The organism is Desulfurispirillum indicum S5 (assembly GCF_000177635.2).
Lineage (GTDB): Bacteria > Chrysiogenota > Chrysiogenetes > Chrysiogenales > Chrysiogenaceae > Desulfurispirillum > Desulfurispirillum indicum.
Genome location: NC_014836.1, coordinates 2,656,778 through 2,678,252, shown reverse-complemented (window position 1 = coordinate 2,678,252; position 21,475 = coordinate 2,656,778). Strand labels below are relative to the sequence as shown.

Sequence of the window (21,475 nt, the reverse complement as noted above, 5' to 3'; positions counted from 1 at the left end):
CACCAAAGCTTTGTCCCTGACTATGCCAGAATATACCCTGCATATCCCACCACGGAATCATGGTCGCCACTTACGGCGGCGGAGTCGGTATAGCCCACCAGGCTGGCATGGGAAGCCCCGCGCAGCAGGGCGTTTTCCAGGGCGACGGCAACGGGGAAGGCACCACACATGCTGATTCTGTGGCGATTCACCACTTCCAGCAGGCCGGGACTGTCCAGGGCCGCGATGCGCTCCATGGCCAGGGCATTCTTGCGGTCAGAGACGGCTTGAGACTCAAAGTGGTTCATGTCCGAGGAAGCCAGCAGCAGAACGTCTTCTCCCTGAAATTCTGCCTCCAGAGTGTGGGCCAGTTCCCGGGCGTCCTCCGGGGAGCCGCCTGCTACAGTTATGGCAATTATCTGCAGGCTGGGGTTGCGGTAGTGCAGCATGGGCAGCAGGACCTCCAGGCTGTGTTCGCGCTGGTGGGCGGCGGTGTCGCAGGTCAGGCCAAGGCGTGCCGCCAGGGTCCGGGCGTGGGGTGAAACGGGGATATCGCCCACCGGAGTGCGCCACAGGCCGGGTGGAAAGATGGAGATGGCTGAGCCAAGGCCCGTGTGGTTCGGCCCGATAATCACCACGGTGTCTGGCACCCTCACACGTGCCAGCACCTGAGCCGCCAGCTGGCCAGAATAGATCCACCCGGCATGGGGGACCACCACGGCACAGGCATCAACGGGTGCTGTGGCAGCAGCCATATGATGGTCGAGAAAGGCTCTGATCTCCCGGGGGTTGTCAGGGTAGAACATTCCCGCCACGGCACTTTGGCGAATGGTCACGGCTGAGCCTCCAGAATTTCATAGAGGGTGGTGCGTTCGGTGGGGATCTTGCCGGCGCTGCGTATAAGGTGGATCAGGTGATCCTTCTCCATGGCTTCAGAGGTTTTCGCACCGGCAGCGTGGGTGATTTTTTCCTCGACGACAGTGCCGTCAAGGTCGTTGACGCCAAAGCTGAGGGAGATCTGGGCTATGCCTTCACCCAGCATGATCCAGTACGCCTTGATGTGATCAAAGTTGTCCAGGTATATCCGGGCCATGGCCAGCGTTTTGAGGTCATCCACACCCGTCGTGCCCTGCTTGACGATATCGGTGTTTTCCGAGTGAAAGGCGAGGGGGATGAAGGCCTGGAACATGCCGGTGCGGTCCTGCAGGCGGCGCAGCCGCTCCAGGTGGTCGATGCGGTCGGCAGAGGACTCCACGTGGCCGTAGAGCAGGGTGGCGTTGGTGTGAATGCCCAGGCGATGGGCGGTTTCATGGATATCAAGCCAGCGCTGCCCGCTGATTTTTTCCGGGCAGATGCGCTGGCGCACCTCTTCGGCGAAGATCTCCGCCCCACCGCCGGGCATGCTGCCGAGTCCGGCATCAATAAGCTCCTCCAGCACCTCTTCCACCCGCAATCCGGTCAGGGAGGCAAAGTAGTCAATTTCCACGGCCGTAAATGCTTTCAGGTGCACGTGGGGGTAGGACTTCTTCAGGGCGCTGAGCATCTGGGTATAGTAGGAAAACGGCAGGTCAGGATGCAGTCCACCCACGATATGGAATTCCGTTACGGTGGAAGGCGCCTTGGCAGCTGCTTCCAGTACCTTCTCCAGGGACATGGTGTAGGCGTCGTGCTCCGAGGCGTCTTTGCCGAAAGCGCAGAACCGGCAGCGATTCACGCAGACATTGGTGTGATTGATATGGCGATTCTGATTGAAATAGACACGTCCGCCGCTTTTGCGCTGGTTCAGGATGTCAGCCATCCTGCCGAGGCCAAGAAGGTTGTGGCTGTCATAGAGCTCCACTGCCTCCGCCATCCCCAGGCGCTCGCCAGCCAGGACTTTGTGGGCAATCTTTTCCATTCCGCTGAATATGATATCTGTTTCCATGGCAAGAAGTCTCCTTAGCAAATTCTTCCGAGTGTATAACCCCCGGCTTCGCCGGGCAAGAGCTGTTACTGATTTATTGCGCCCCCTCCGGCGCTGTGGTATTGTGACAATCTGGACAATTCACAGGAAAGTGAGCCAGCGCAGCAAAAATGCCGGGCCCAGAGCGCTTCCTGTGATTCCCCAAAAAAGCAGTGACGGAGTTCCCATGGCGCAGGCTGAAGGACGAAGCTACGATTTTCTGGACACATCACACATTGACACCGGCTGCCTGGAAACCTTCGGGTACGAGGGCTACCGTCAGTTCATCCAGTATAAAAGCGCGGAATTCAGTGCCGTCTGTCCTTTCAGTGGTCTCCCCGATATCGGTACCGTTATCCTGGAATATATCCCGGAAAAGTCCATTGTGGAGCTGAAAAGCTACAAGTACTACCTGGTGAGCTTCCGCAATGTGGGCGTCTATCAGGAGCAGGCAACCAGCCGTATCTTCGGGGATCTCTGGACGGCACTGCAGCCCGCATATCTGAAGGTGGCCACGATCTATAACACCAGGGGTGGCATAGACACCACCTGTGTGGTGGAACAGGGTGATCGCAGCCCCTACACCGCTGACCCCATCCCCGGATACTGACTGAACCAGGAGAAACCCTATGGGCGCTGAACAGCTGAAGGAGCTTCAGAAGCTTTTACAGGAGAGTACCATCCTCTATGTTGAGGATGAAGATATCTCCCGTGAAAGCGTGGTTACCCTGCTGCGTCACTTCTGCCCCAATGTCCTGGTGGCTGCCAACGGTCGTGAAGGCCTGGAAATCTACCGTAATAATTCTGTTGACATTGTGATAACCGATATTCAGATGCCCGCCATGGATGGACTCACCATGGCGCGGGAAATCAAGAAGATCGACCCCTATCAGCACATTATCATCATTTCCGCCTACAACGAGACCTCCTATTTCGCCAAGGCCATCAAGAACGGTGTGGACGGATTTATTCTGAAACCCGTGGACATGGAACAGCTTCTGGAAACCTTAACCAAGACCGCTATCCGCATCCGCGAACATCGGGAAAACTTCATGTACCGGGCGTATCTGGAAGAGATGGTGCAGCAGTACGCGGGCATGCTCAAAGACAAATCCCGTGAGCTGAACCAGGAGATGACCTCTGACCGCCTGACCGGGTTGCCCAACCGGGTGCAGCTGGCGAAAATTCTCGATACAGGGCAGGTCACCACGCTGATCCTGCTGAACGTCGATAACTTCAGCCACATCAACACCACCTACGGCTACAGCATTGGTGACGAGGCCCTGGTTGCCATTGCCGGACGTCTCAGGGAGTGCATGAGCCACGGAGCTCACCTGTGCCGCTTTGCCTCTGACGAGTTCATCTGCCTGCTGCCCGGCTACTCCGTACACGAAGCCCGCGACTTCGCCCACGATGTAATCCGAAAGGCCTTCCTTCCGCCCATCCGCCTTCAGAAGAAGCAGATAGACCTGCAGATTACCTTCACCATGGCCATTGCCGAAGGCAAGGGCTGGGATCTGCTGCGCAACGCAGAAGTGGCCATGCTGGAAACCCGGGAGCTGGGCAAGAACCGCATTGCCGTCTACCAGGGAAAATCCCCCCTGGAGGCCAAGCAGAAAAACAATATCTACTGGATGAACCGGCTGCGCGCGGCCCTGGAGAACAAGACAGTTGTGCCGTTCTTTCAGCCCATTCTCAATAACCGGACGGGGAAAATAGAGAAATTTGAATGCCTGGCCCGCATCTGGGAGCAGGGGGAAATCATCTCCCCTTTCCAGTTCCTGCAACCGGCCAAACAGGTGGGATTGCTGCCTGCCATCACCAGGAGCATTGTCGAAAAGTCATTTGCCCACTTCAGCGGAAAACCCTACCAGTTCTCCCTCAATATCATCGATGAGGACCTGCGGGAGGGCTATCTGGTCGACTACCTGAAGGAAGCTTTTCAGCGCCATAACGTCAACCCTGGACAGGTCGTCTTTGAAATCCTCGAAGGGGTCAGCGTGTACGCCTCCCATGGCATTATCGAGCAAATGCAGGCCCTCAAAGAGCTGGGATGTCAGATCGCCCTGGACGATTTCGGTGCCGAGCACTCCAACTTCAGCCGCCTTATGGATCTGCAGGCGGATTACGTGAAGATCGACGGGATGTTCATCAAGAACCTGGACAAGGATCCCCGCAGCGTCACCATCACCAAGGCCATCATCAACCTCACCAACAGCCTGGGAATTCAGACCATCGCAGAATACGTCTGCAGCCGCGAAGTCCATGAAAAGGCCTGCGAGCTGGGGATATCGCACTCCCAGGGCTTTTATGTGGGGAAACCGCTGCCAGATATAGTGGAGACACCCTTCCTGCCGGAATAACAGCAGATTTCCAGATGCTCAGGCTGGCTCCAGGAGCACAATCTGGTCGCCGCGCTTGACCTCGCCACCGTGCAGAACCCGTGCGAAAATCCCCTCCTTCGGCATCACACAGTCACCCGCCTGATAGAATATGGCGCAGCGCTCGTGGCACAGTTTGCCGATCTGGGTGACTTCCAGCAGAATATCACTGCCTACTCGCATGCGCGCACCCACTGGCAGCGTGTGCAGTTCAATGCCAGTGGTCGTGAGGTTCTCCGCGAAATCCCCCGGACCAACCGTCAGGCCGGCCGCAATCATCTTGTGGATACTCTCCATGGCCAGCAGGCTGATCTGACGATGCCAGTCGCCGGCATGGCCGTCGCCCACTATCCCGAAATTTTCCTGCAACTGGGCCCTGCCCACATCTTTTTTGCGCTGCCCCTTCTTTTCGCTGGTACATACGGCCAGAATCTCTGCTTGTTTCATGGGTTCACCACCTGTTTATATATACTTAGTAATTACGTAATTTTTGCATCACCGAAACAACGGATTGTTAGCGTCTTCCCTGCTGTCATGCTGAAATGAGGGGGAGTGGTTCTCCACAGACTGCGTCGCTTGCATTACCTTTACCTTCTTTATGAGTTATTTGCCACTTTTGGGTCGCCAAAAGTGGCGCAAAAGCGACCCCCAGTGCTGTCCTTATCAGCCGTCCGCTTGCCTGGAACTGGGGACCGCAAACAACCGCCCTCCATGGCTTTTGGTTTGCGGTTGCCGCCCTCGTGGCGTCAACCCTGCGGGTCCATCGCGTTCCAGTCTTCGCGTTCTGGCTGGGCCAGCACACGGGGGAAAGGCAGATGCAGACCGTCCCCCCCTGAGCCCGTCCGGTGAGTGCGAAGCCTGGCTGGCAAGACCCGAACGGGACACTCACAGGAAGTGAGTGGTCCGGCAGCACTGCAGGGATGCAGTGTCTGCCGGATCTCCAGAACAGGCGAGCAGGCGAGCCGGAAAAACGGGCGTTCGGGGGGCGCGTTTTTGCGTCCTTTTTGCGCGGTCAAAAAGGACAATGGACACATAATCTGGATGTCGAATGAGTCAAGCGGGCAAATTGAAGGAGTTTACCCGCAGCAAACAGCAATCATTTTGACGCTTTACGACCGGATCAAGGGGTGCGAAACTTTTGCAAGCTATTCAACATCCTGTGCCACCGGGTATTTCAACTCAGCCGGAAAACGCAGTGGTTCCTGCCGGGCTGTGTCATAGAGATTGCGCAGAACGCGGACATCATCCCATACTGGCCGCCGCAGGTTTTCATTGCGGAGCAGGGCTGAGGGGTGGTAGGTCACCACTACCTGGATATCCCCATAGTGAAGGATCTTCTCGCGCATGCTGCCCAGGGTTCTTGGGGCGCCACTTTCTCCGTAGAGGAAATTGGCGGCAAATTTTCCCAGGGCCAGGATAAAGCGCGGATTCACCAGTCGGATCTGCCGTTGGAGAAACTGCTGGCAGATGGAAATTTCTCCCGGCTCGGGGTTACGGTTGCCCGGTGGACGACACTTGACCACATTGGCAATATACAACTCTTCACGCTGAAATCCTACCGCCAGCATGATCTGATCCAGTTTCTGGCCACTCTTCCCCACAAAGGGGCGGCCAAGACGATCCTCGTCAAAGCCGGGGCCTTCGCCAATCAGCATGATGTCAGCCTGGCGATTGCCCTCGCCCATGACGATGGTTTTGCGCCCCTGGCGAGCCAGAGCGCAGGCCTGGCAGTCCTTGAGATCCTCTTCCAGGCGCTGCCAGCTGTCCTGGGACGGGATGACCGCAGGCGTTGTGGTCTGGCGGGGAGGAGGTTCAGCTGCTGGTCGGGTCGTCTGCTGGAACACCGGCGGTCGGCTGGCAGAACGGGGTCCGGGGTCGGAAAGGGAGCGCAGTGCGGCGACATCGCGCACACTCAGGCGGGGGCGGCCAGAGTAGCGCAAGTGAGTCAGATAGGTAAAAGCCAGACGGTCTATGGTACTGTGCATTGCATTGCCACCTGATCCAGTATGGCATGGGCCACCTGAATTTTTGAACCGGAAAACTGGCCGTGGGAGCCTGCGGGAGTAAAGATCTCCACGGTATTTTCATCGCGGCCGAAGCCGCCGTGGTCGGCTCCCACCAGATTGGCTATGAGCATATCGGCACCCTTGCGCTGCAGTTTTTCCCTGGCATGGCGCTCCAGGTCGTGGGTTTCCGCAGCGAATCCCACAATATACTGTCCCGGCTGGCGGGACTGGCAGAGGGTATGGAGAATATCGGGGTTCCGGGTCAGGCTGAGCGTTGGCACGTCATCTTCGCGGGTCTTCTTCCACTTGATGCTCCCTGGCTCAGCTGGCGCAAAATCCGCAACGGCTGCGGCTTTGATGATGACATCCGCATGGTGGCGCTGCTCCATGATGGCCGCGTGCATCTGGGTTGCGGTCTCCACGGGGATACACCGGACGCCATAGGGGACGCTCAGGCTGACGGGACCGCTGACCAGCGTGACTTCAGCCCCTCGCTGGTACAGTGCCTGGGCAAGGGCGTAACCCATTTTTCCCGAGGAGTGGTTGGAGAGGTAGCGAACGGGGTCGAGGGGTTCACGGGTGGGGCCGGCACTGACCAGTACGCGCTTGCCCGCGAAGTCCTTACGCGGTTCCAGCAGATGCAGGCTGTGGGCGTAGATATCTTCAATGGGCGCCAGCTTGCCACGACCAATGTCGCCACAGGCCAGAGAACCGCACCATGGCTCAACAAAGTGGACGCCATCGGTACGCAGAAGATCCATGGCGCGGCCTGTGGCCGGATGTTCCAGCATGGCGGTATTCATGGCAGGGGCGACCAGGACGGGCTTGCGGCAGGCCAGATAGAGGGTGTTGACGGGATTGTCGGCAATGGCGGCAGCCATTTTCCCCAGCACACTGGCACTGGCCGGCGCGATGACAAAGAGATCGCACCATTTGGTCAGTTCAATGTGTTCCGCATTGGTGCGCACACCGAGGGCGAACTCATCGGTGTACACCGGCGAACCGCTCAAAGACTCCAGGGTGAGCGGTGTGACAAAGTGGCGGGCATTGGTGGTCATGCATACCTTGACGCTGTGGCCATCCTTGACGAAAAGCCGTAGCAGGTCGCATGCCTTGTATGCCGCAATGGAACCGCAGATGCCGAGCAGTACGTTCATCAGTCGTGCTTGGGAGCCTCAACCCGTTCTGCGTTGAGCAGGCCAAGGGAGATTTCCTCAAGGGCCTGGGTCGGAAACTTGGTGTAGCTGGAGTCGGAGATCATGGGATGATCCCTGACCAGGGCCAGGTCATTGGCGCGCTTCGCGGCAACGCTGGTCAGTACAAAGCGGTTGTTGAGAAAAGACGAGTCCTTGAGACACTTTTCAATATTGATGAAGGCCATCACTCACTCCTGTTGGGAAATTTTCACTGGGTATGGATTACTGCCCCTCGGGGGCGATTTCGATATGAATGTCTGCCAGCTCGCTCAGCGGCCGCCGCCGGTTCTTGCGCAGCTCCTCGGCGGTGAGAATGCTGGCCAGCTGTTCGTAGGCCTGTTCAAGGTCTTCATTGACCACCACGTAATCAAAGTGGCTGTACTGCAGGATTTCCTCTTCGGCGTTCTGCAGGCGCAGTTTCACCACTTCATCGTCGTCGCGACCGCGGGAGGTCAGGCGTTCGCGCAGATCCTCCAGACTGGGGGGAAGGATAAACACCAGGATGGCCTCGGGCATCTTCTTTTTCAGCTGGAAGGCCCCCTGGTAGTCGATATCCAGCAGGACGTTCATCCCCTGTTCCATGGCCTGGTACAGGTACTGGAACGAGGTTCCATAATAGTTTCCATGCACGGTGGCGTACTCCAGGAACTTGCCTTCCTGAATCATGGAGAGGAATTCATCCAGTTCCACAAAAAAATAGTCCCGGCCATTGACCTCGCCGGGGCGGGCTTCACGGGTGGTATGGGAGATGCTCAGCTGGCACTGGGGATAGCGCTGTACCAGCATGCGGCTGAGAGTGGTCTTGCCCGCTCCGCTGGGTGCGGTGAGGACAAGGATATTCCCGGAAAAAGTTTTCGGCATGACTCTTCCTGTATTTCTGGACAGCACATTCTGAGGATTCCCCGCGCGGGGATCTACTCGACGTTCTGCACCTGTTCGCGTATTTTTTCCAGTTCGGAGCGCACTTCCACACTCAGGCGGGAGATGCGGCTGTCGGCGCTCTTGGAGGAGATGGTATTGATTTCACGCTGCATCTCCTGCAGCAGAAACTCGAGGCTGCGGCCAACGGGGTCGGCAAGCTGCAGGTACTCCCGGAACTGCTGTACATGGCTGTTGAAGCGGATTATTTCCTCGGTGACATCGGACTTGTCTGCGATCACTGCCGCTTCCTGTACAATGCGTCCTTCGTCCAGGCCACTTTCCATTCCATGATCTTCCAGCAGCTTTTTCAGGCGGCTGCGGTACTTCTCCACCAGGGCTTGCGGGGTATCGGAAGCCATGGAGTCGATCTCCACCATCTTACCCTCACAGACATCCAGGCGGTAGAGGATGTCGTCCTGCAGCAGTTTTCCCTCCTGCTTGCGCATCTGGGTCAGGCGATCCAGGGCCGTGTCCAGTGCTGCCATCAACGCCTGCTGGAAGAGCTGGCGATCGGGAATACGTTCCTCGCGATCCAGCAGGTTTTCCAGGCGCAGAAAGTCCTCCAGTCGAACATTGCGATCCAGCCCGTAGCGGTCGAGGATTTCCGTGAAGGTCTTGTAGTATTCATCGGCCAGGCCGCGATCCAGCGAGATCACATGGGCCGAGGAGTCGAGAAAGGAGACTTTCAGGAATATCTCCACGCGCCCTCGGGCCACGCGTTCCTTGACCCGGTTTTTGATGGTCTGTTCGAACTCCCCCAGCGGTGGACATTTGGCTCGCAGGGAGCACTCAAAGAAGCGGTTATTCAGGCTCTTGATCTCGCAGCTGGCACTGATGCCCTCGGTCGCAAAGACTCCACTGCCGAACCCTGTCATACTGGTCAACATATTCCCCACCCCGTGACGCCTGCAGGCGATATTAGAGTCTTTCAATGATTCGCTTGGTATCCAGCAGTACTACCGCTTCCGTGGCCTCCAGGGCTTCATCCCAGAAGTGCCCGGCCATCAGCTGCTTCACATGGGAGCTGATCACGGAAGTCATCAGTTCCCGACGATCCTTGTGCATGCCGATAATTTTCTGTTCTATGGCCATGGTCAGGCTGAGCACCTCAAGGGAGCTGTGCACCGGGAAATCCATGCCAACGGTGTTCAGCATCTGGGGCGAAAAGAGGTATTCATCAGCGCAGCCAACCACGTCGCTCGTGCTGACTCCCTCGAGCAGCCTGGACTGACACTGCTGGCGCAGGGTGGCGGTATCCACTTTGCCGCTGATCTCCAGCTGGCGCAGGGAGTTCAGGATATAGTACTCGATCCCGGAAAAGGCACTGGTTGAGGCGGTTTCGGCGCCCATGAGATTGATGGTGACCGCCTGGTATCCCTGTTGTCTGCGTGTCTGGGACATGGATTGCAGCAGGTTTTTGGCAAAGCCCACCAGGTAGCCAGGATAGGAGGTGAAAACGAAGCGGCCGTTCGTGTCCACCACATGTTCACCCTGGTAGCCGAGGGCGACCACGGGACAGTGAGGGTTCGCGCTCAGCAGCTCCTGGGCAGCCGTGAAGATGTGGTCATAACTGACCGCCGTCACCAGATCCATATTGGGGCCGACAAAGCATTTGAATACCGGAGATTTGATGAATTCCGCTGTGGAAATAAAGCGGTCGGGATCATTGGTTCCCAGCATCGACTTGGTAATCATCATCATGCCACGGGTGCGTGGAATGCCACCGGCCATGATGTGGATGATCCCGTCGATCTTGCCTCCGGTGCGCTGGGAAAGTTCCGCAAAAATGGAGCGGGCTTCCTCGAGGCTGCTGGTGGCGGAAGACTCTATCAAAGAAGCGCAGAGGGCTTCATCGGGTTGATAGGCAAGTATATCCTCAGGTTTTTTCAGGGTCTTAAAGGACTCGGGATAGTCGTCATCCTTGATGCCATACCACAGAGGGGTACGAATGACCTCTATGCTCCGGGCGCGGAGTCTGGCCTCACCCTCAGGAGTAAGTTCCGGTGCCGCAAGGCAGTATATTGTCGCTCCCCGTGATACCAGTTCCGACGCGATGAAGTCAGCAAAACCCTCTTCACGGATAAGTCCATAGAAAAGAATATGCTTCCCCTGAAGATCTTTTGTCATTGACTACCTCTTTTTCTTATCATGGCGTAAGTACACAACAAGAAAATATGTAGCACATTTTTCAGATGCTGACCACAGGCAAGGCGATTTTTCAGGTGTGCCAACCAGGGGCAGGGCGTCAGGGCCGGAACTGGTCGACGCCGATAACTATCCGCAGATCAACGTCTTCCGGCAGGTCCCTTCCCTGGGTAACAATTTGGTAGTTACGCATGGAGTGCCCCAGGGTCACCGCGTCGCGGGCCAATCCGTCACGATAATGGATGTGGGTAAGCTCCTGGTCCGTGACATTTCCCGTGGACCCGACGCGGATCACATCATAGTTGCCTTTCTGGCGGACCTCTTCGGCAATGCGTTCGCCCAGCAGGGGCACACCGGAAGCGTTGATGACCTCCACCCGCAGCCTGCCGGTGGCTGCCGGCGCAGCGGCTCCTGGCAGGGGGGCGCCGGCAGCGGGGTCTTGATCGAGGGCGGCTTCTGCGGCCAGGCGTTTTTCCAGCTCCTCCAGGCGCTTGCGCAGCTCATCGTCCTGGGTGGCGCGGGCGGGCTGGGTTCGATAACTCAGCCCAAGCATATACCGACTTTCGGGTTCCAGTCCGTTTTCGGGAATGTCGCGGCCAACGGCCATGGTCAGGTTCCAGCCTGCTGCCGGATTGCCGAAGCGCAGCCCGGGCATGACGTAAATGGAGAACTGATCCTGCTCGTCTTCACCTGCCAGGCCAATGGAGGTTCCGGCTTCCAGGAGCAGGTAGCTCTGCCTCCACAGACGCTGTTCAAGGCCCATTTTATAGGAGAGCGTCCTGGTGATCTGGTATATGGCTTCGGGATCATAGTCGGGGTCGGTGGCTTCCAGGTAGGGGGCCCGGATATCGCGTCGCGCCAGGCCGATGGACGAGTGGAAGCGGGTGTCGGTGCTGAGCACTTCCGTCACCAGGAACTCGATGCCCATATTGGCCCTGCCGGTTCCCAGGAAGGGCTCACCTTCTGAGTTCACCACAGTGCCAAAGAGCGCCAGGGCTCCGGAGCGCTGCGCACGGGGACCGCCGAAAAGCTGCACTTTGGCGGAAAGCTCAATGTGGCGCAGGCCATCCTTTTCCAGTTCGCTGTCGCTGCGGTAGGGGAAACGGGCTCCCAGCTCCCAGCCCGGCGCGATGCCGGCCCGCACGCCCCAGGGAATATCGGTGGTGGTTCCCACTTCATCGGGGAAATTCTCGCGCAGAACCGGCAGGAACCAGACAAATGCCCCCTCTTCCATGACGCTGGCGCTGCCCATGGTCAGGCTGCCCGCGCCTTCGAAGTTCACCGGTGCGCTCAAAGAGGTGCCGGCGCAGGCTCCCAGTATCAGGGCGATGCCCGCGCTTTTCGCAAACACATGCTGAAGCTTAGTATGAGGAGACATCATAGTCACCATCCGCTTTGGATTTTATGAGTACGTTCTGGGGGATGCCGGCGATCACCACCTGGGCCAGCACGGTGTAGTCGTTAGAACGTCAGATCAAAGCCCAGGTTGACCATGATGGAGCGTGGGTACTCATCATCGTCAACCTCGATGCGGTCAAGGCCGTAGGCGATATCCAGGTTAAAGGTTCTGAAAAGGGTAAAGCCGGTGGTGACATAGCTGAGTTCGCTGCCGGTGAGATTTTTGCGGTAGCCGAAGCGGTAGCCGGGAATCACCCAGCTTTCGCTGAGGTAGGCTGTGCTGAGGGTAAACCATTGCACCTCGTCGCCCACGGCGTCATAGACGGGATTGGCGTCCAGGCTGGCGGACACCACCCACTGACGGTTGGGATGGTAGAGGGTACCTTCTACCTGTAACTGGGGCTCCATCTCGTATTTTTCCCGCAGGTTGATGCGGTTGCTGAAGTACGCCGCCGTATTGCAGTTGTCTTGGGCGGAGCCGCTGAGGGAGTCGCACCCTGTACCAATGGCGGGATAGGAGAGGCTGGGACTGTTGAGGTTGTTGACCGTGGCTCCCAGGCGATAGAGATGGGCCACCCAGAGGACGCCGGCATCGACTCCCAGGGCCGACGAGGTACGCTGGTTGGCGTCGAATTCGTCTTCAAAGACATCGGCCACATCGTCATCGGCGTCCATCAGGGCGATGACGTTTTTGGAAAAATCTCCCTCATAGTGCTTGAGGCGGGCACCGGCATAGAGGGTGCCGAAATGATTTTCCCATACCTGGCGGCTGTATCCCAGGCTGATCTGGCGAATCACGGCTCCCTTCAGGTAGAGGGAAGTGTTGGTCACGGCTTCGCCGCGGACTTCGTCCCACGCAATGGGGTCGTCCAGGACGCCCAGACGGGCCTGTCCCTGGTAGCTGGCGTCAAAGGTGATGCTGCCCTGCCACAGGGAGTGGGTCATGACGATCGGCATCAGGGGGACATGGACGCCACCCTGAACCTTCAGGTAGCCATCCCGGCTCATATCCACCAGGGCCTCGTCAAAGCGCTCCTTGATATCTTCCACCTCCTGCAGGGTGGAGGCGTCATCCAGGAGGTCGGAAAGGTCATCCAGTTCATCCAGCAGGTTATCCACGTCGCCAAATTCATAGCCGAAACCGATGGAGCTCAGAATGCCGAAACGGTACTGCCCTCCTTTTTTCTCAAGGGCGGCCGCTCCGGCAGCGGGATTCTGCACGCTGGCCAGCAGACTCTGATTGTGGCTGACATTGCCAAGGGTCAGGGTGGAGCCGGGAGGATGCAGTGTCCCTCCGTGCCCCACGACGGGGAAAAGCCACAAAAAAGCACCAGCCAAAAGGAGTTTCCTTCCCATACGCACCACCTGTATTTCCATAAAGAGGGAGTAATAAAACAGATAAAGGCATCCTATGGGCATGCTTACAAGGTGTCAAGTATTTTGATACCCACAATGACAGACCATCACAAGGCTTTTGTTTTGGAGCTTGAAATCCTTGGAATTTGTGGCTTGTGAAATATGCCCGCCGTGGTATCTTTTCCCTTATCTCAGACGCCAGAGGGCTCCTTGGAACTTGTCAATATTCTCCATTTCGCGCTGACCGGCATTGCCGCTGGTATTATTGCCGGCACCCTCGGGGTGGGAGGCGGGGTGATCATTGTCCCTTCCCTGCTCTATCTCTTCGCGCGCCAGGGCATGGACCCGGCCCTGGCCATCAAGCTGGCCGTGGCCACATCCCTGTCCACCATTATTGTTACCTCAATCTCGGCCATCCTGGCGCAAATGAAGCGCGGCGCCATTCTCTGGCAGGTGGTGCGTCGCTGGACACCCTATATACTCCTGGGCGCCTTTCTCAGTGGGACCGTGGCCAGCCTGCTACCTGCTTTTGCCCTGCAGGCGTTTATCGGCTGCTTTCTCACCTATGCGGGAATCAATATGCTGCGCCGCTGGACCCCAAATCCGAGGCGGCAGCTTCCCGGCGGGGTGGGGACGGCGGGAGCGGGCACCTTTGTGGGCCTGGTCTCCGGCATGGCGGGTATTGCCGGCGGAAATGTGATCATCCCCCTGCTGGTGGCCTCCAATGTTCCCATGCAGAATGCCGTCGCCACCAGCATCACTCTGGCGCTGCCCATTGCCACGGCGGGAACCATCGGTTTCGTGTACGCGGGCTGGCACAGCCTCGGCCTGCCGGCCTGGAGCCTGGGATACGTCTACCTGCCAGCGCTGCTGGGCATCGCCACCTTTACCTTCCTCAGTGTGCCCTTCGGTGTTGCCCTCTCCCATCGTCTGCCCGCTCCCAGGCTTAAGCGCATCTTTGGCCTGCTGGTGCTTCTCGTGGCTGCGCGCATCCTCTGGAAGGCCTTTTTCCCATGAACGATCGACCCGGAATCCTCTGTACCAGCGAACAAAAGCGTTTCAGCCGCCTGCGCTGGATCATCTATGGTCTGTTGGCGGCATCCTTTATCTCCGTGTTCTTCCACCGCATTGCTCCCGGCGTCGTGGCCGGTGAGCTCATGGCCGCCTTCAATACGTCGGCGGTGGCTCTTGGTTCCCTGGCTGCCGCCTATTACTACGTCTATACCGCCATGCAGATCCCTTCGGGCATTCTGGCCGATACCCTGGGGCCTCGCGTCTGCGTCACCGCCGGAGGTGTGCTGGCCGGGCTTGGCTCGCTGCTCTTTGCCCTGGCACCCGACTACTCCACTGCCATGGCAGGGCGCCTGCTGGTGGGACTGGGGGTCTCCGTCGTCTTTGTGGCTTTCATGAAGAGCAATACCCAGTGGTTCAGCGAGCGCAGCTATGGGGTTATCAGCGGGCTGACCATCTTTCTGGGGAACCTGGGGGGCGTCTTTGCTGCTGCTCCCCTGGGCCTGATCCTGGATGTTCTCTCCTGGCGCACGGTGTTTGTGCTGGCGGGAATTGTCTCGCTGGGCCTGGCCGTGGCCAGCGCCATTGTCGTGCGCAACCGGCCTGAAGATGCGGGATTTCCCTCCATTCGTGAAATGGAAGGGCAGCTGACCCACCCGGAGCGCCAGCAGTCGTGGCTGGCTGATCTGCGCCAGGTGCTGGCCAATCCGCGCATCTGGGCCGCCATGCTGATGAATGTGGGCATGCTGGGTGGACTGCTGGCCTTTGCCGGTCTCTGGGGAGTCCCCTACCTGGAGCAGGTGCATGGCATCAGCCGTACCCAGGCTTCCCAGTATACCAGCATGGCACTGCTGGGATTCGCCATCAGCTGCCTTGGCATGGGCTTTGTCACCGACCGCCTGGGCCGCCGCAAGCCGCCCATCGTCTTTTCCTGCGCCCTCTCCTGTGGGGTCTGGCTGGCCCTGATCCTGATGCCCTGGGGGCCGGGGCTGAGCGGATTTGTGCTCTACACGCTGCTGGGGATCTCTGCCGGTGGTTTTGTGGCGGTCTTTCCCGCTGCCCGCGAAATTGTTCCACCCTGGTCGGCGGGAACCGCCATGGCCATGGTCAATACCGGCAGCTTTCTGGGGGCGGCGATCCTGCAACCGGCCTTTGGCTGGGCCATGGATCTGGGATGGAGCGGTGTGATCATCGATGGAGTGCGCTGGTACAGTATTGAAGCCTACCAGCGGGGGCTGTGGCTGTGTTTCGCCTTCTGCGTCTTCTCCCTGCTGGCCAGCCTGGGAATCAGGGAGACCCGCTGCCGGAACACTTCTTTACCGGAAAATCGCGGCCCACTGGGCAAACCGGCGGGATTTTAGTAGAGTGGAAAAAAGCGCAACAGGAGGCTGCACATGGTGACACTTCCCCATATTTCCCGGGTTGCCAGTTTTGATATTGATGCCCAGTATACCTTTACGCCGGTCTGTCCCGACGAGCTTCCGGTTCCCGAGGGGACGACCATTGTGGAGGAGCTGAACTGTCAGGCGGCTCTGGCCAGTGTGCGCGTTGGCTCCAAGGACGCCCACAGCCCCTGCGCCATCTGGGTTGCCACCGAGGAGCATCCCCAGTTCAGCGCGGTGGCCGGAGAGCATGTGGATATACGCTGGAACCAGCACGCGGTTCCGGGAACCCGTGGTTTCGAGCTGATCGCGGGGCTTCCCCATCCAGCGGACTATGACTACTTTGTCTGGAAGGGCGTCGAGCCGGACATGCACCCTTACGGTGCCTGTTATCACGATCTGGCGGGGAAACTCACCACGGGAGTCATCGAGTTCCTGCGCAGTCGCCAGATTACCACGGTTCTTGTGGGAGGGCTGGCCACCGATTACTGTGTCAGGACCACCGTGCTGCAGCTGCTGGCAGCTGGCTTTCAGGTTGTGGTGAATCTGGGAGCCTGCCGGGGCATAGCCGCGCAAACGGTGGAGGCGGCCATTGACGAAATGGAGCGCTGTGGCGCCATCATCGTCTCCGGTACGGCGCAGATACGTCAAGGGCCCCAATGATTATTCAATCACTTCTGGATACCGACCTCTATAAATTCACCATGATGCAGGTGGCCTTTCACCAGTATCCGAAGGCCCATGCCGAGTATCGTTTCTTCTGCCGCACCAGCGACGCAGATCTGGGCGGCATTGTGGAAGCGGTGCGCACTGAAGTTCGCCATCTGTGCACGCTGCAGCTGACGGCGCCAGAGCTTGACTTCCTGGCCTCGCTGCCCTATATGCAGCCGGATTTCCTGGCCTTTCTGGAGCGCTTTCGCCTGGATGAAAGAAATGTCAGTGTCAAGGCTTGTGGAGACGCCAATCTGGAAATCATTATCCGGGGCGGCATTCTGCAGACGATTCTCTTCGAGATTCCCCTGCTGGCCATTGTCAACGAGCTGTATTACCAGCAGGTGTTTCCCGATCCCGACTTCAGACAGGCCTGGCAGCGCCTGTGGGACAAGGTGGAGCTGGTTCGCCAGCACCCTGACGGCGCCGACTTCCACTTTGTTGAATTTGGCACCCGCCGCCGATTCTCGCGCCGCCATCACTTCCGGGTAATGGAGTATCTGCGCAAGGAGCTTCCCGCCAACTGTGTCGGCACCAGTAATCTCCACCTGGCCCGCACCATGGGTCTGCAACCGGTGGGCACCATGGCCCATGAGTACCTGCAGATATGCCAGGTGCTGGCGCCGCAACTGCAGAAGAGCCAGCGCTACGCCTTTGAACTGTGGCGGCGGGAATATGGGGATCAGCTCGGCATTGCCCTGTCGGACATCATCACCCTGGAGGCTTTCCTGCGGGATTTCGACGCTGGTCTGGCCAGCGCCTACGCTGGCGCCCGCCAGGATTCCGGCGATCCCTTCCACTGGGGAGACAGCCTCATCGCCCACTACCAGAAACTGGGAATTGACCCCACCACGAAGACCCTGGTCTTCAGCGACGGGCTGAACATACCCAAGGCCCTGGAAATTCACCGCTACTTCCGCCGCCGTATCAGAACCCTCTTTGGCATCGGTACCAATCTCACCAACGACCTTGGCGGCTATACCCCGCTGGATATCGTCATCAAGATGACCCGCTGCAATGGCCAGCCCGTCGCGAAAATCAGTGACTCTCCCGGCAAATCCATCTGTACGGACCCCACCTATATTGATACCCTCAAGGAAGCCTTCGACGTGCAGAACCACCGTGCCGGAGACCAGAACCCATGAGCGCCACCATCAATGTCTTCATGCTCTACCTCTTTTACGGCCTGGCCTTTTTCACCATTGGTGTGGCCATCACCTCCAAACAGAAGCGCTACAGCAAGCTCAAGATTGCCCGCCACCTGTGGCTGCTGGCGGCGTTTGCCTTTATCCATGGCCTCCACGAGTGGTTTGAGCTCTACCTGATCCTGCAGAGCCAGGAAAATATCAGCCAGCAGCACGCCTATCTCACCTGGTTTCAGTACTCCCCCCAGGCCCAGGTGTGCATTCCCGTGGAGATGACCGCAGGTACCTACGCGTACCCGAACCTGGTGCGCATCGGGATAATCCTGCTCTCCTATGGTTTTTTGCTGGCATTCGGGCTGGCAATTCTCTCCAGCACCCGGCAGGTGCTGCGCAGCATCTCCGTCATTATTCCTCTGCTCCTCTTTATCGGCTTTGCCGTCACCATTCAGGTTGCCGACGCCAACTGCCAGAGCGCGGAGGAGTGCCGCTTCATTCTCAGCAGGGTACGCAACTTCTTTGGCCTGCCCGCTGGCCTCATATCGGGAATTGCCCTGATTCTCTACTCCCAGCAGGTGGTCTCCATCAGTGAAAAAGGCGCCCGCAGTCTTTACTGGTGCGGTGTCAGCCTGATCGTCTACGGTGTGCTCACCGGTGCTGTTCCCTCGGGTGTCACCTTTACGCCCCTGGGGATAGACGTGGAGCTGCTGCGTGCCATCTCCGGCTTTGTCATCCTGCACTTTCTCATGCAGGCCATGCATATCTTCGATATTGAGTACCACCGGATGCTCGAGAGTACCCTCAACAAACTGGCCCACTCCAGCAAGCTGGCTTCCATCGGCCGCATGGCCGCCGGGGTGGCTCACCAGATCAATACGCCCCTGACCAACATCTCCCTGGGCCTTGATATGCTGAAAAAGCAGGCCCGTATCACCATGGCGCCGGACGATCCCCAGTACAGCAAGTGCATGAATCGCATAGAGGCCATTGAGCGCAACCTGCAGAAAGCCGCCATGGTCGCCCGCGAGCTTCTGCTCTTTTCCCGCCAGAAGGAGACGGATTTTCTGCCCCTGAATCTGAATCAGGTGATCATGGGGGCCTGCCGGCAGGTGGAGCAGCAGCTGAAGGGCTACACCGTGCGGTACCAGCTCCAGAAAGTTCCGCCCATGCTCGGCATCCCCTGGAAACTTGAGGAAATTTATGTCAATCTTCTCAACAACGCCATGGATGCCACCCCGCCAGGTGGAACCATAACGCTGGTTACCGAACTTGACGGCAAGACGATTCGTTCCCGGATCATCGACACCGGCGCCGGGATAGCTTCTGAGCACAAAGCCATGCTCTTCGACCCCTTCTTCACCACAAAACCTGAAGGCAAGGGAACCGGGCTTGGCTTGTTCATCTGTTATGGTATTATTCAGATGCATAACGGAAATATCGCCATTGAAAGCAGCCTTGGCAAAGGCACTACGGTAATCATGGAATTCCCCGCTGGAGATAACTGCTGATGAGCACAAAAACCATACTGGTGGTCGACGACAACAACGAACTGCGCGAAAATATCTGCGAAGCCCTGGAAAGTGAAAACTATACCTGCCTCAGCGCCGCCAGTGGTGAAGAGGCCATTGACATTGCCCGGAACCACGCCTTTGAGGCGGCCCTGGTGGATCTGGTTCTGCCGGGTATCAATGGCATAGAGCTTATTGGTCAGCTGCGACAGCAGCGTCCCCACGCCCGCATTATCATGATCACGGCTTACGCCACGGTGGAGAACGCCGTCGAAGCCATGAAGCAGGGTGCCAGTGACTACCTGATCAAGCCCTTCAATACCTCCGATCTGGTCATGACCCTGCAGGTGAACAGTGGTGACGACGAGGATTCCTGCTGCGATAACATCGATGAAGATGCCCTTTTTTACACCCTCTCCAATGAAATTCGCCGCAGCATCATCGATCTGCTGGGGAAAAACAGCACCATGAAATTCATGGATATCACTCGCGCGCTGGGTATTGAAGATCACACCAAGATGTACTTTCACCTGAAAGTCCTGCGCAAGGCGCAGTTCATCGAACAGACAGAGAGCGAATACGCGCTGACCCAGGCTGGACGCAGCGTGCTGGGCTGCCTGTATACGATCCACCGGAACTTCATGCAGTAGGTGAACCCTTGCCGGGCGCAACACGATGAAGCACCCGCATGGCAGTACTGCGCGAAGGCCATACATTATACCGCTGAAGGAATATCATGGAACTTGCCTGCCTGGATCTTGAAGGAGTACTGATCCCCGAAATATGGATTGCCTTTGCCGAAAAAACCGGTATCGAAGCGCTGCGTGCCACGACCCGCGATGTGCCGGACTACGATGTGCTGATGCGCCAGCGCCTGCGCATACTCGACGAGCACGGCCTGAAACTGCCGGATATTCAGGCGGTGATTGCTACCCTGGAGCCCCTGCCGGGGGCGGTCGAGTTCACCAACTGGCTGCGGGAGCGTTTTCAGCTGGTCATTCTCTCCGATACCTTCTATGAATTCGCCATGCCCCTCATGAAGCCCCTGGGCTACCCCACCCTGCTGTGCCATCGCCTGGAGGTGGATGCCCATGGCCGGGTCGTGGACTACCGGCTGCGCCAGCCGGACCCCAAACGGCAGAGCGTGCGGGCCTTCCAGCTGCTCAACTACCGGGTGATCGCGGCTGGTGACTCCTATAACGACACCACCATGCTGGCCCAGGCTGAGCGGGGTATCCTCTTCCATGCGCCCCACAATGTCATTGCGGAATTCCCGCAGTTCCCAGCCGTTGATACCTATGCCGATCTGAAAAAGGCCTTCCTGCAGGCCAGTGAGCGCCAGCTGTCCCTCTAAGGCAGCTGGAGCTGCCCCGGATGCCCTTCCCTCCCTTTTTTCGGAAAAGTGTGCTAGAGTAGCTGCGTGAATAGACTGTTGTAAGGTATTCCGCACGCTGTTCGTGGACGTTTGTGCAACCTGGGAGGTTTCCGGTGCATACACTTTCCTGTGATACTGTGGTTTTCGGCGAGGTGCTCTTCGATGTGTTTCCCGGCGGCAGAGCGGCGCTGGGGGGAGCCCCTTTTAACGTGGCCTGGCATCTGCGCGGTCTTGGGGCTGAACCGCTCTTCGTCAGCCGCGTGGGTCGCGACCCCTACGGCGCGCAGATCATGCAGGCCATGCAGCGCCAGAAGATGCTGACCGAGGCGCTGCAGCAGGATGACCACCTGCCCACCGGAACCGTTGATGTCAAGCTGCGGGAGGGCATTCCCTCCTATACCATCGCCTCTCCATGCGCCTACGACGCCATTGAACCGCCACCCGTCTTTTCCCCAGCTCCCCACGCCCTGCTCTATCACGGCACCCTGGCTCTGCGCCACAGCCGCTCTCGTCAGTCCCTGCTGCAGCTGCAGCAGACCTCCTCCCTGCCCTCTTTTATCGACCTGAATCTGCGCTCACCCCACTATGATGCCGCTACGGTTCGCGCCTGCCTGGAGCAGGCCACCTGGCTCAAACTCAATACGGAAGAGCTGCTGGAAGTGACCCGTCTGCTTGGCATGACATCGCTCATCACCGGTTTTGATGATGCCGGAGAGCTTTTCCGGGCCTTCCCCCTTCAGGGCATTGTGCTGACCTGTGGCGGGGAGGGGGCTTTTGTGCTGCTGCGCTGTGGCGAAAGGCACTTTTGCCCGGCAGTGCCCGTGTCGCATATGGAGGATACGGTGGGTGCCGGCGATGCCTTCAGCGCCGTTGCCATGCTGGGAATCATGCGGCAGTGGCCCATGGAGACGCTGCTGCACCGGGCCGCGACCTTTGCGGCGTCCATCTGCGCTGTTCAGGGGGCTCTTCCCGCCGACCATCGCCTGTATCGCCAAACCCTGCAACAATGGAATGGAGCCTAG

General features: G+C 58.4%; 21 protein-coding genes. 10 read left to right on the top strand and 11 right to left on the bottom strand.

Annotation, left to right across the window (positions count from 1 at the left end; genetic code table 11):
• Positions 1-20: 20 nt before the first annotated feature.
• Together amrB and mqnE are read right to left on the bottom strand one after the other, a co-directional pair.
• Positions 21-815: an AmmeMemoRadiSam system protein B gene (amrB, locus tag SELIN_RS12500; RefSeq protein WP_013507007.1), complete on the bottom strand. Its 795-nt coding sequence runs from the start codon at positions 813-815 to the stop codon at positions 21-23.
• A complete protein-coding gene (mqnE, locus tag SELIN_RS12495; protein ID WP_013507006.1) occupies positions 812-1,903 on the bottom strand; it encodes an aminofutalosine synthase MqnE in 1,092 nt (363 codons plus the stop codon). Before mqnE ends, amrB begins: the two co-directional genes overlap by 4 nt.
• A 205-nt stretch (positions 1,904-2,108) precedes the next feature.
• Between mqnE and queF the strand changes: the two genes are divergently transcribed.
• The gene (gene queF / locus SELIN_RS12490; protein ID WP_013507005.1) at positions 2,109-2,531 is read left to right on the top strand and encodes a preQ(1) synthase; all 423 of its coding nucleotides are present in this window, start codon (positions 2,109-2,111) and stop codon (positions 2,529-2,531) included.
• Positions 2,532-2,550: 19 nt separating this feature from the next.
• Positions 2,551-4,284: an EAL domain-containing response regulator gene (locus SELIN_RS12485; RefSeq protein WP_013507004.1), complete on the top strand. Its 1,734-nt coding sequence runs from the start codon at positions 2,551-2,553 to the stop codon at positions 4,282-4,284.
• A gap of 18 nt (positions 4,285-4,302) precedes the next feature.
• On the opposite strand, the gene SELIN_RS12480 is transcribed toward SELIN_RS12485, so the two are convergent.
• The 9 genes from SELIN_RS12480 to SELIN_RS12440 form a co-directional block, all read right to left on the bottom strand.
• Positions 4,303-4,749: an MOSC domain-containing protein gene (locus SELIN_RS12480; protein ID WP_013507003.1), complete on the bottom strand. Its 447-nt coding sequence runs from the start codon at positions 4,747-4,749 to the stop codon at positions 4,303-4,305.
• Positions 4,750-5,447: 698 nt separating this feature from the next.
• Positions 5,448-6,287, bottom strand: coding sequence for a uracil-DNA glycosylase (locus tag SELIN_RS12475; RefSeq protein WP_013507002.1), 840 nt, complete (start codon positions 6,285-6,287; stop codon positions 5,448-5,450).
• The gene (gene coaBC, locus SELIN_RS12470; protein ID WP_013507001.1) at positions 6,272-7,465 is read right to left on the bottom strand and encodes a bifunctional phosphopantothenoylcysteine decarboxylase/phosphopantothenate--cysteine ligase CoaBC; all 1,194 of its coding nucleotides are present in this window, start codon (positions 7,463-7,465) and stop codon (positions 6,272-6,274) included. The genes SELIN_RS12475 and coaBC overlap by 16 nt, the downstream gene beginning before the upstream one ends.
• A complete protein-coding gene (rpoZ, locus tag SELIN_RS12465) occupies positions 7,465-7,689 on the bottom strand; it encodes a DNA-directed RNA polymerase subunit omega (RefSeq protein WP_013507000.1) in 225 nt (74 codons plus the stop codon). Before rpoZ ends, coaBC begins: the two co-directional genes overlap by 1 nt.
• 37 nt (positions 7,690-7,726) lie before the next feature.
• On the bottom strand, positions 7,727-8,365 hold the full coding sequence (gmk, locus tag SELIN_RS12460; protein WP_013506999.1) for a guanylate kinase: 639 nt from the start codon (positions 8,363-8,365) through the stop codon (positions 7,727-7,729).
• A gap of 53 nt (positions 8,366-8,418) precedes the next feature.
• Entirely contained in the window at positions 8,419-9,312 is an 894-nt protein-coding gene (locus SELIN_RS12455) for a YicC/YloC family endoribonuclease (RefSeq protein ID WP_013506998.1), read from the bottom strand.
• Positions 9,313-9,343: 31 nt separating this feature from the next.
• Complete coding sequence (locus SELIN_RS12450; protein WP_013506997.1) at positions 9,344-10,552, bottom strand: enoyl ACP reductase FabMG family protein; 1,209 nt, start codon at positions 10,550-10,552, stop codon at positions 9,344-9,346.
• A gap of 118 nt (positions 10,553-10,670) precedes the next feature.
• A complete protein-coding gene (locus SELIN_RS12445) occupies positions 10,671-11,951 on the bottom strand; it encodes a LytR C-terminal domain-containing protein (RefSeq protein WP_013506996.1) in 1,281 nt (426 codons plus the stop codon).
• A gap of 80 nt (positions 11,952-12,031) precedes the next feature.
• A complete protein-coding gene (locus SELIN_RS12440; protein ID WP_198007098.1) occupies positions 12,032-13,324 on the bottom strand; it encodes a conjugal transfer protein TraF in 1,293 nt (430 codons plus the stop codon).
• Positions 13,325-13,534: 210 nt separating this feature from the next.
• Between SELIN_RS12440 and SELIN_RS12435 the strand changes: the two genes are divergently transcribed.
• From SELIN_RS12435 to SELIN_RS12400, 8 genes are all read left to right on the top strand, one after another.
• Positions 13,535-14,341, top strand: coding sequence for a sulfite exporter TauE/SafE family protein (locus SELIN_RS12435; RefSeq protein WP_013506994.1), 807 nt, complete (start codon positions 13,535-13,537; stop codon positions 14,339-14,341).
• A complete protein-coding gene (locus tag SELIN_RS12430) occupies positions 14,338-15,696 on the top strand; it encodes an MFS transporter (RefSeq protein ID WP_013506993.1) in 1,359 nt (452 codons plus the stop codon). Before SELIN_RS12435 ends, SELIN_RS12430 begins: the two co-directional genes overlap by 4 nt.
• 33 nt (positions 15,697-15,729) lie before the next feature.
• A complete protein-coding gene (locus SELIN_RS12425) occupies positions 15,730-16,380 on the top strand; it encodes an isochorismatase family protein (RefSeq protein ID WP_013506992.1) in 651 nt (216 codons plus the stop codon).
• Positions 16,377-17,573, top strand: coding sequence for a nicotinate phosphoribosyltransferase (gene pncB, locus SELIN_RS12420; RefSeq protein WP_013506991.1), 1,197 nt, complete (start codon positions 16,377-16,379; stop codon positions 17,571-17,573). The genes SELIN_RS12425 and pncB overlap by 4 nt, the downstream gene beginning before the upstream one ends.
• Complete coding sequence (locus SELIN_RS12415) at positions 17,570-19,078, top strand: sensor histidine kinase (RefSeq protein ID WP_013506990.1); 1,509 nt, start codon at positions 17,570-17,572, stop codon at positions 19,076-19,078. The genes pncB and SELIN_RS12415 overlap by 4 nt, the downstream gene beginning before the upstream one ends.
• Positions 19,078-19,728: a response regulator gene (locus tag SELIN_RS12410; protein WP_013506989.1), complete on the top strand. Its 651-nt coding sequence runs from the start codon at positions 19,078-19,080 to the stop codon at positions 19,726-19,728. The genes SELIN_RS12415 and SELIN_RS12410 overlap by 1 nt, the downstream gene beginning before the upstream one ends.
• Before the next feature lie 86 nt (positions 19,729-19,814).
• Complete coding sequence (gene thrH, locus SELIN_RS12405) at positions 19,815-20,432, top strand: bifunctional phosphoserine phosphatase/homoserine phosphotransferase ThrH (protein WP_013506988.1); 618 nt, start codon at positions 19,815-19,817, stop codon at positions 20,430-20,432.
• Between the two features lie 134 nt (positions 20,433-20,566).
• The gene (locus SELIN_RS12400; protein ID WP_013506987.1) at positions 20,567-21,475 is read left to right on the top strand and encodes a PfkB family carbohydrate kinase; all 909 of its coding nucleotides are present in this window, start codon (positions 20,567-20,569) and stop codon (positions 21,473-21,475) included.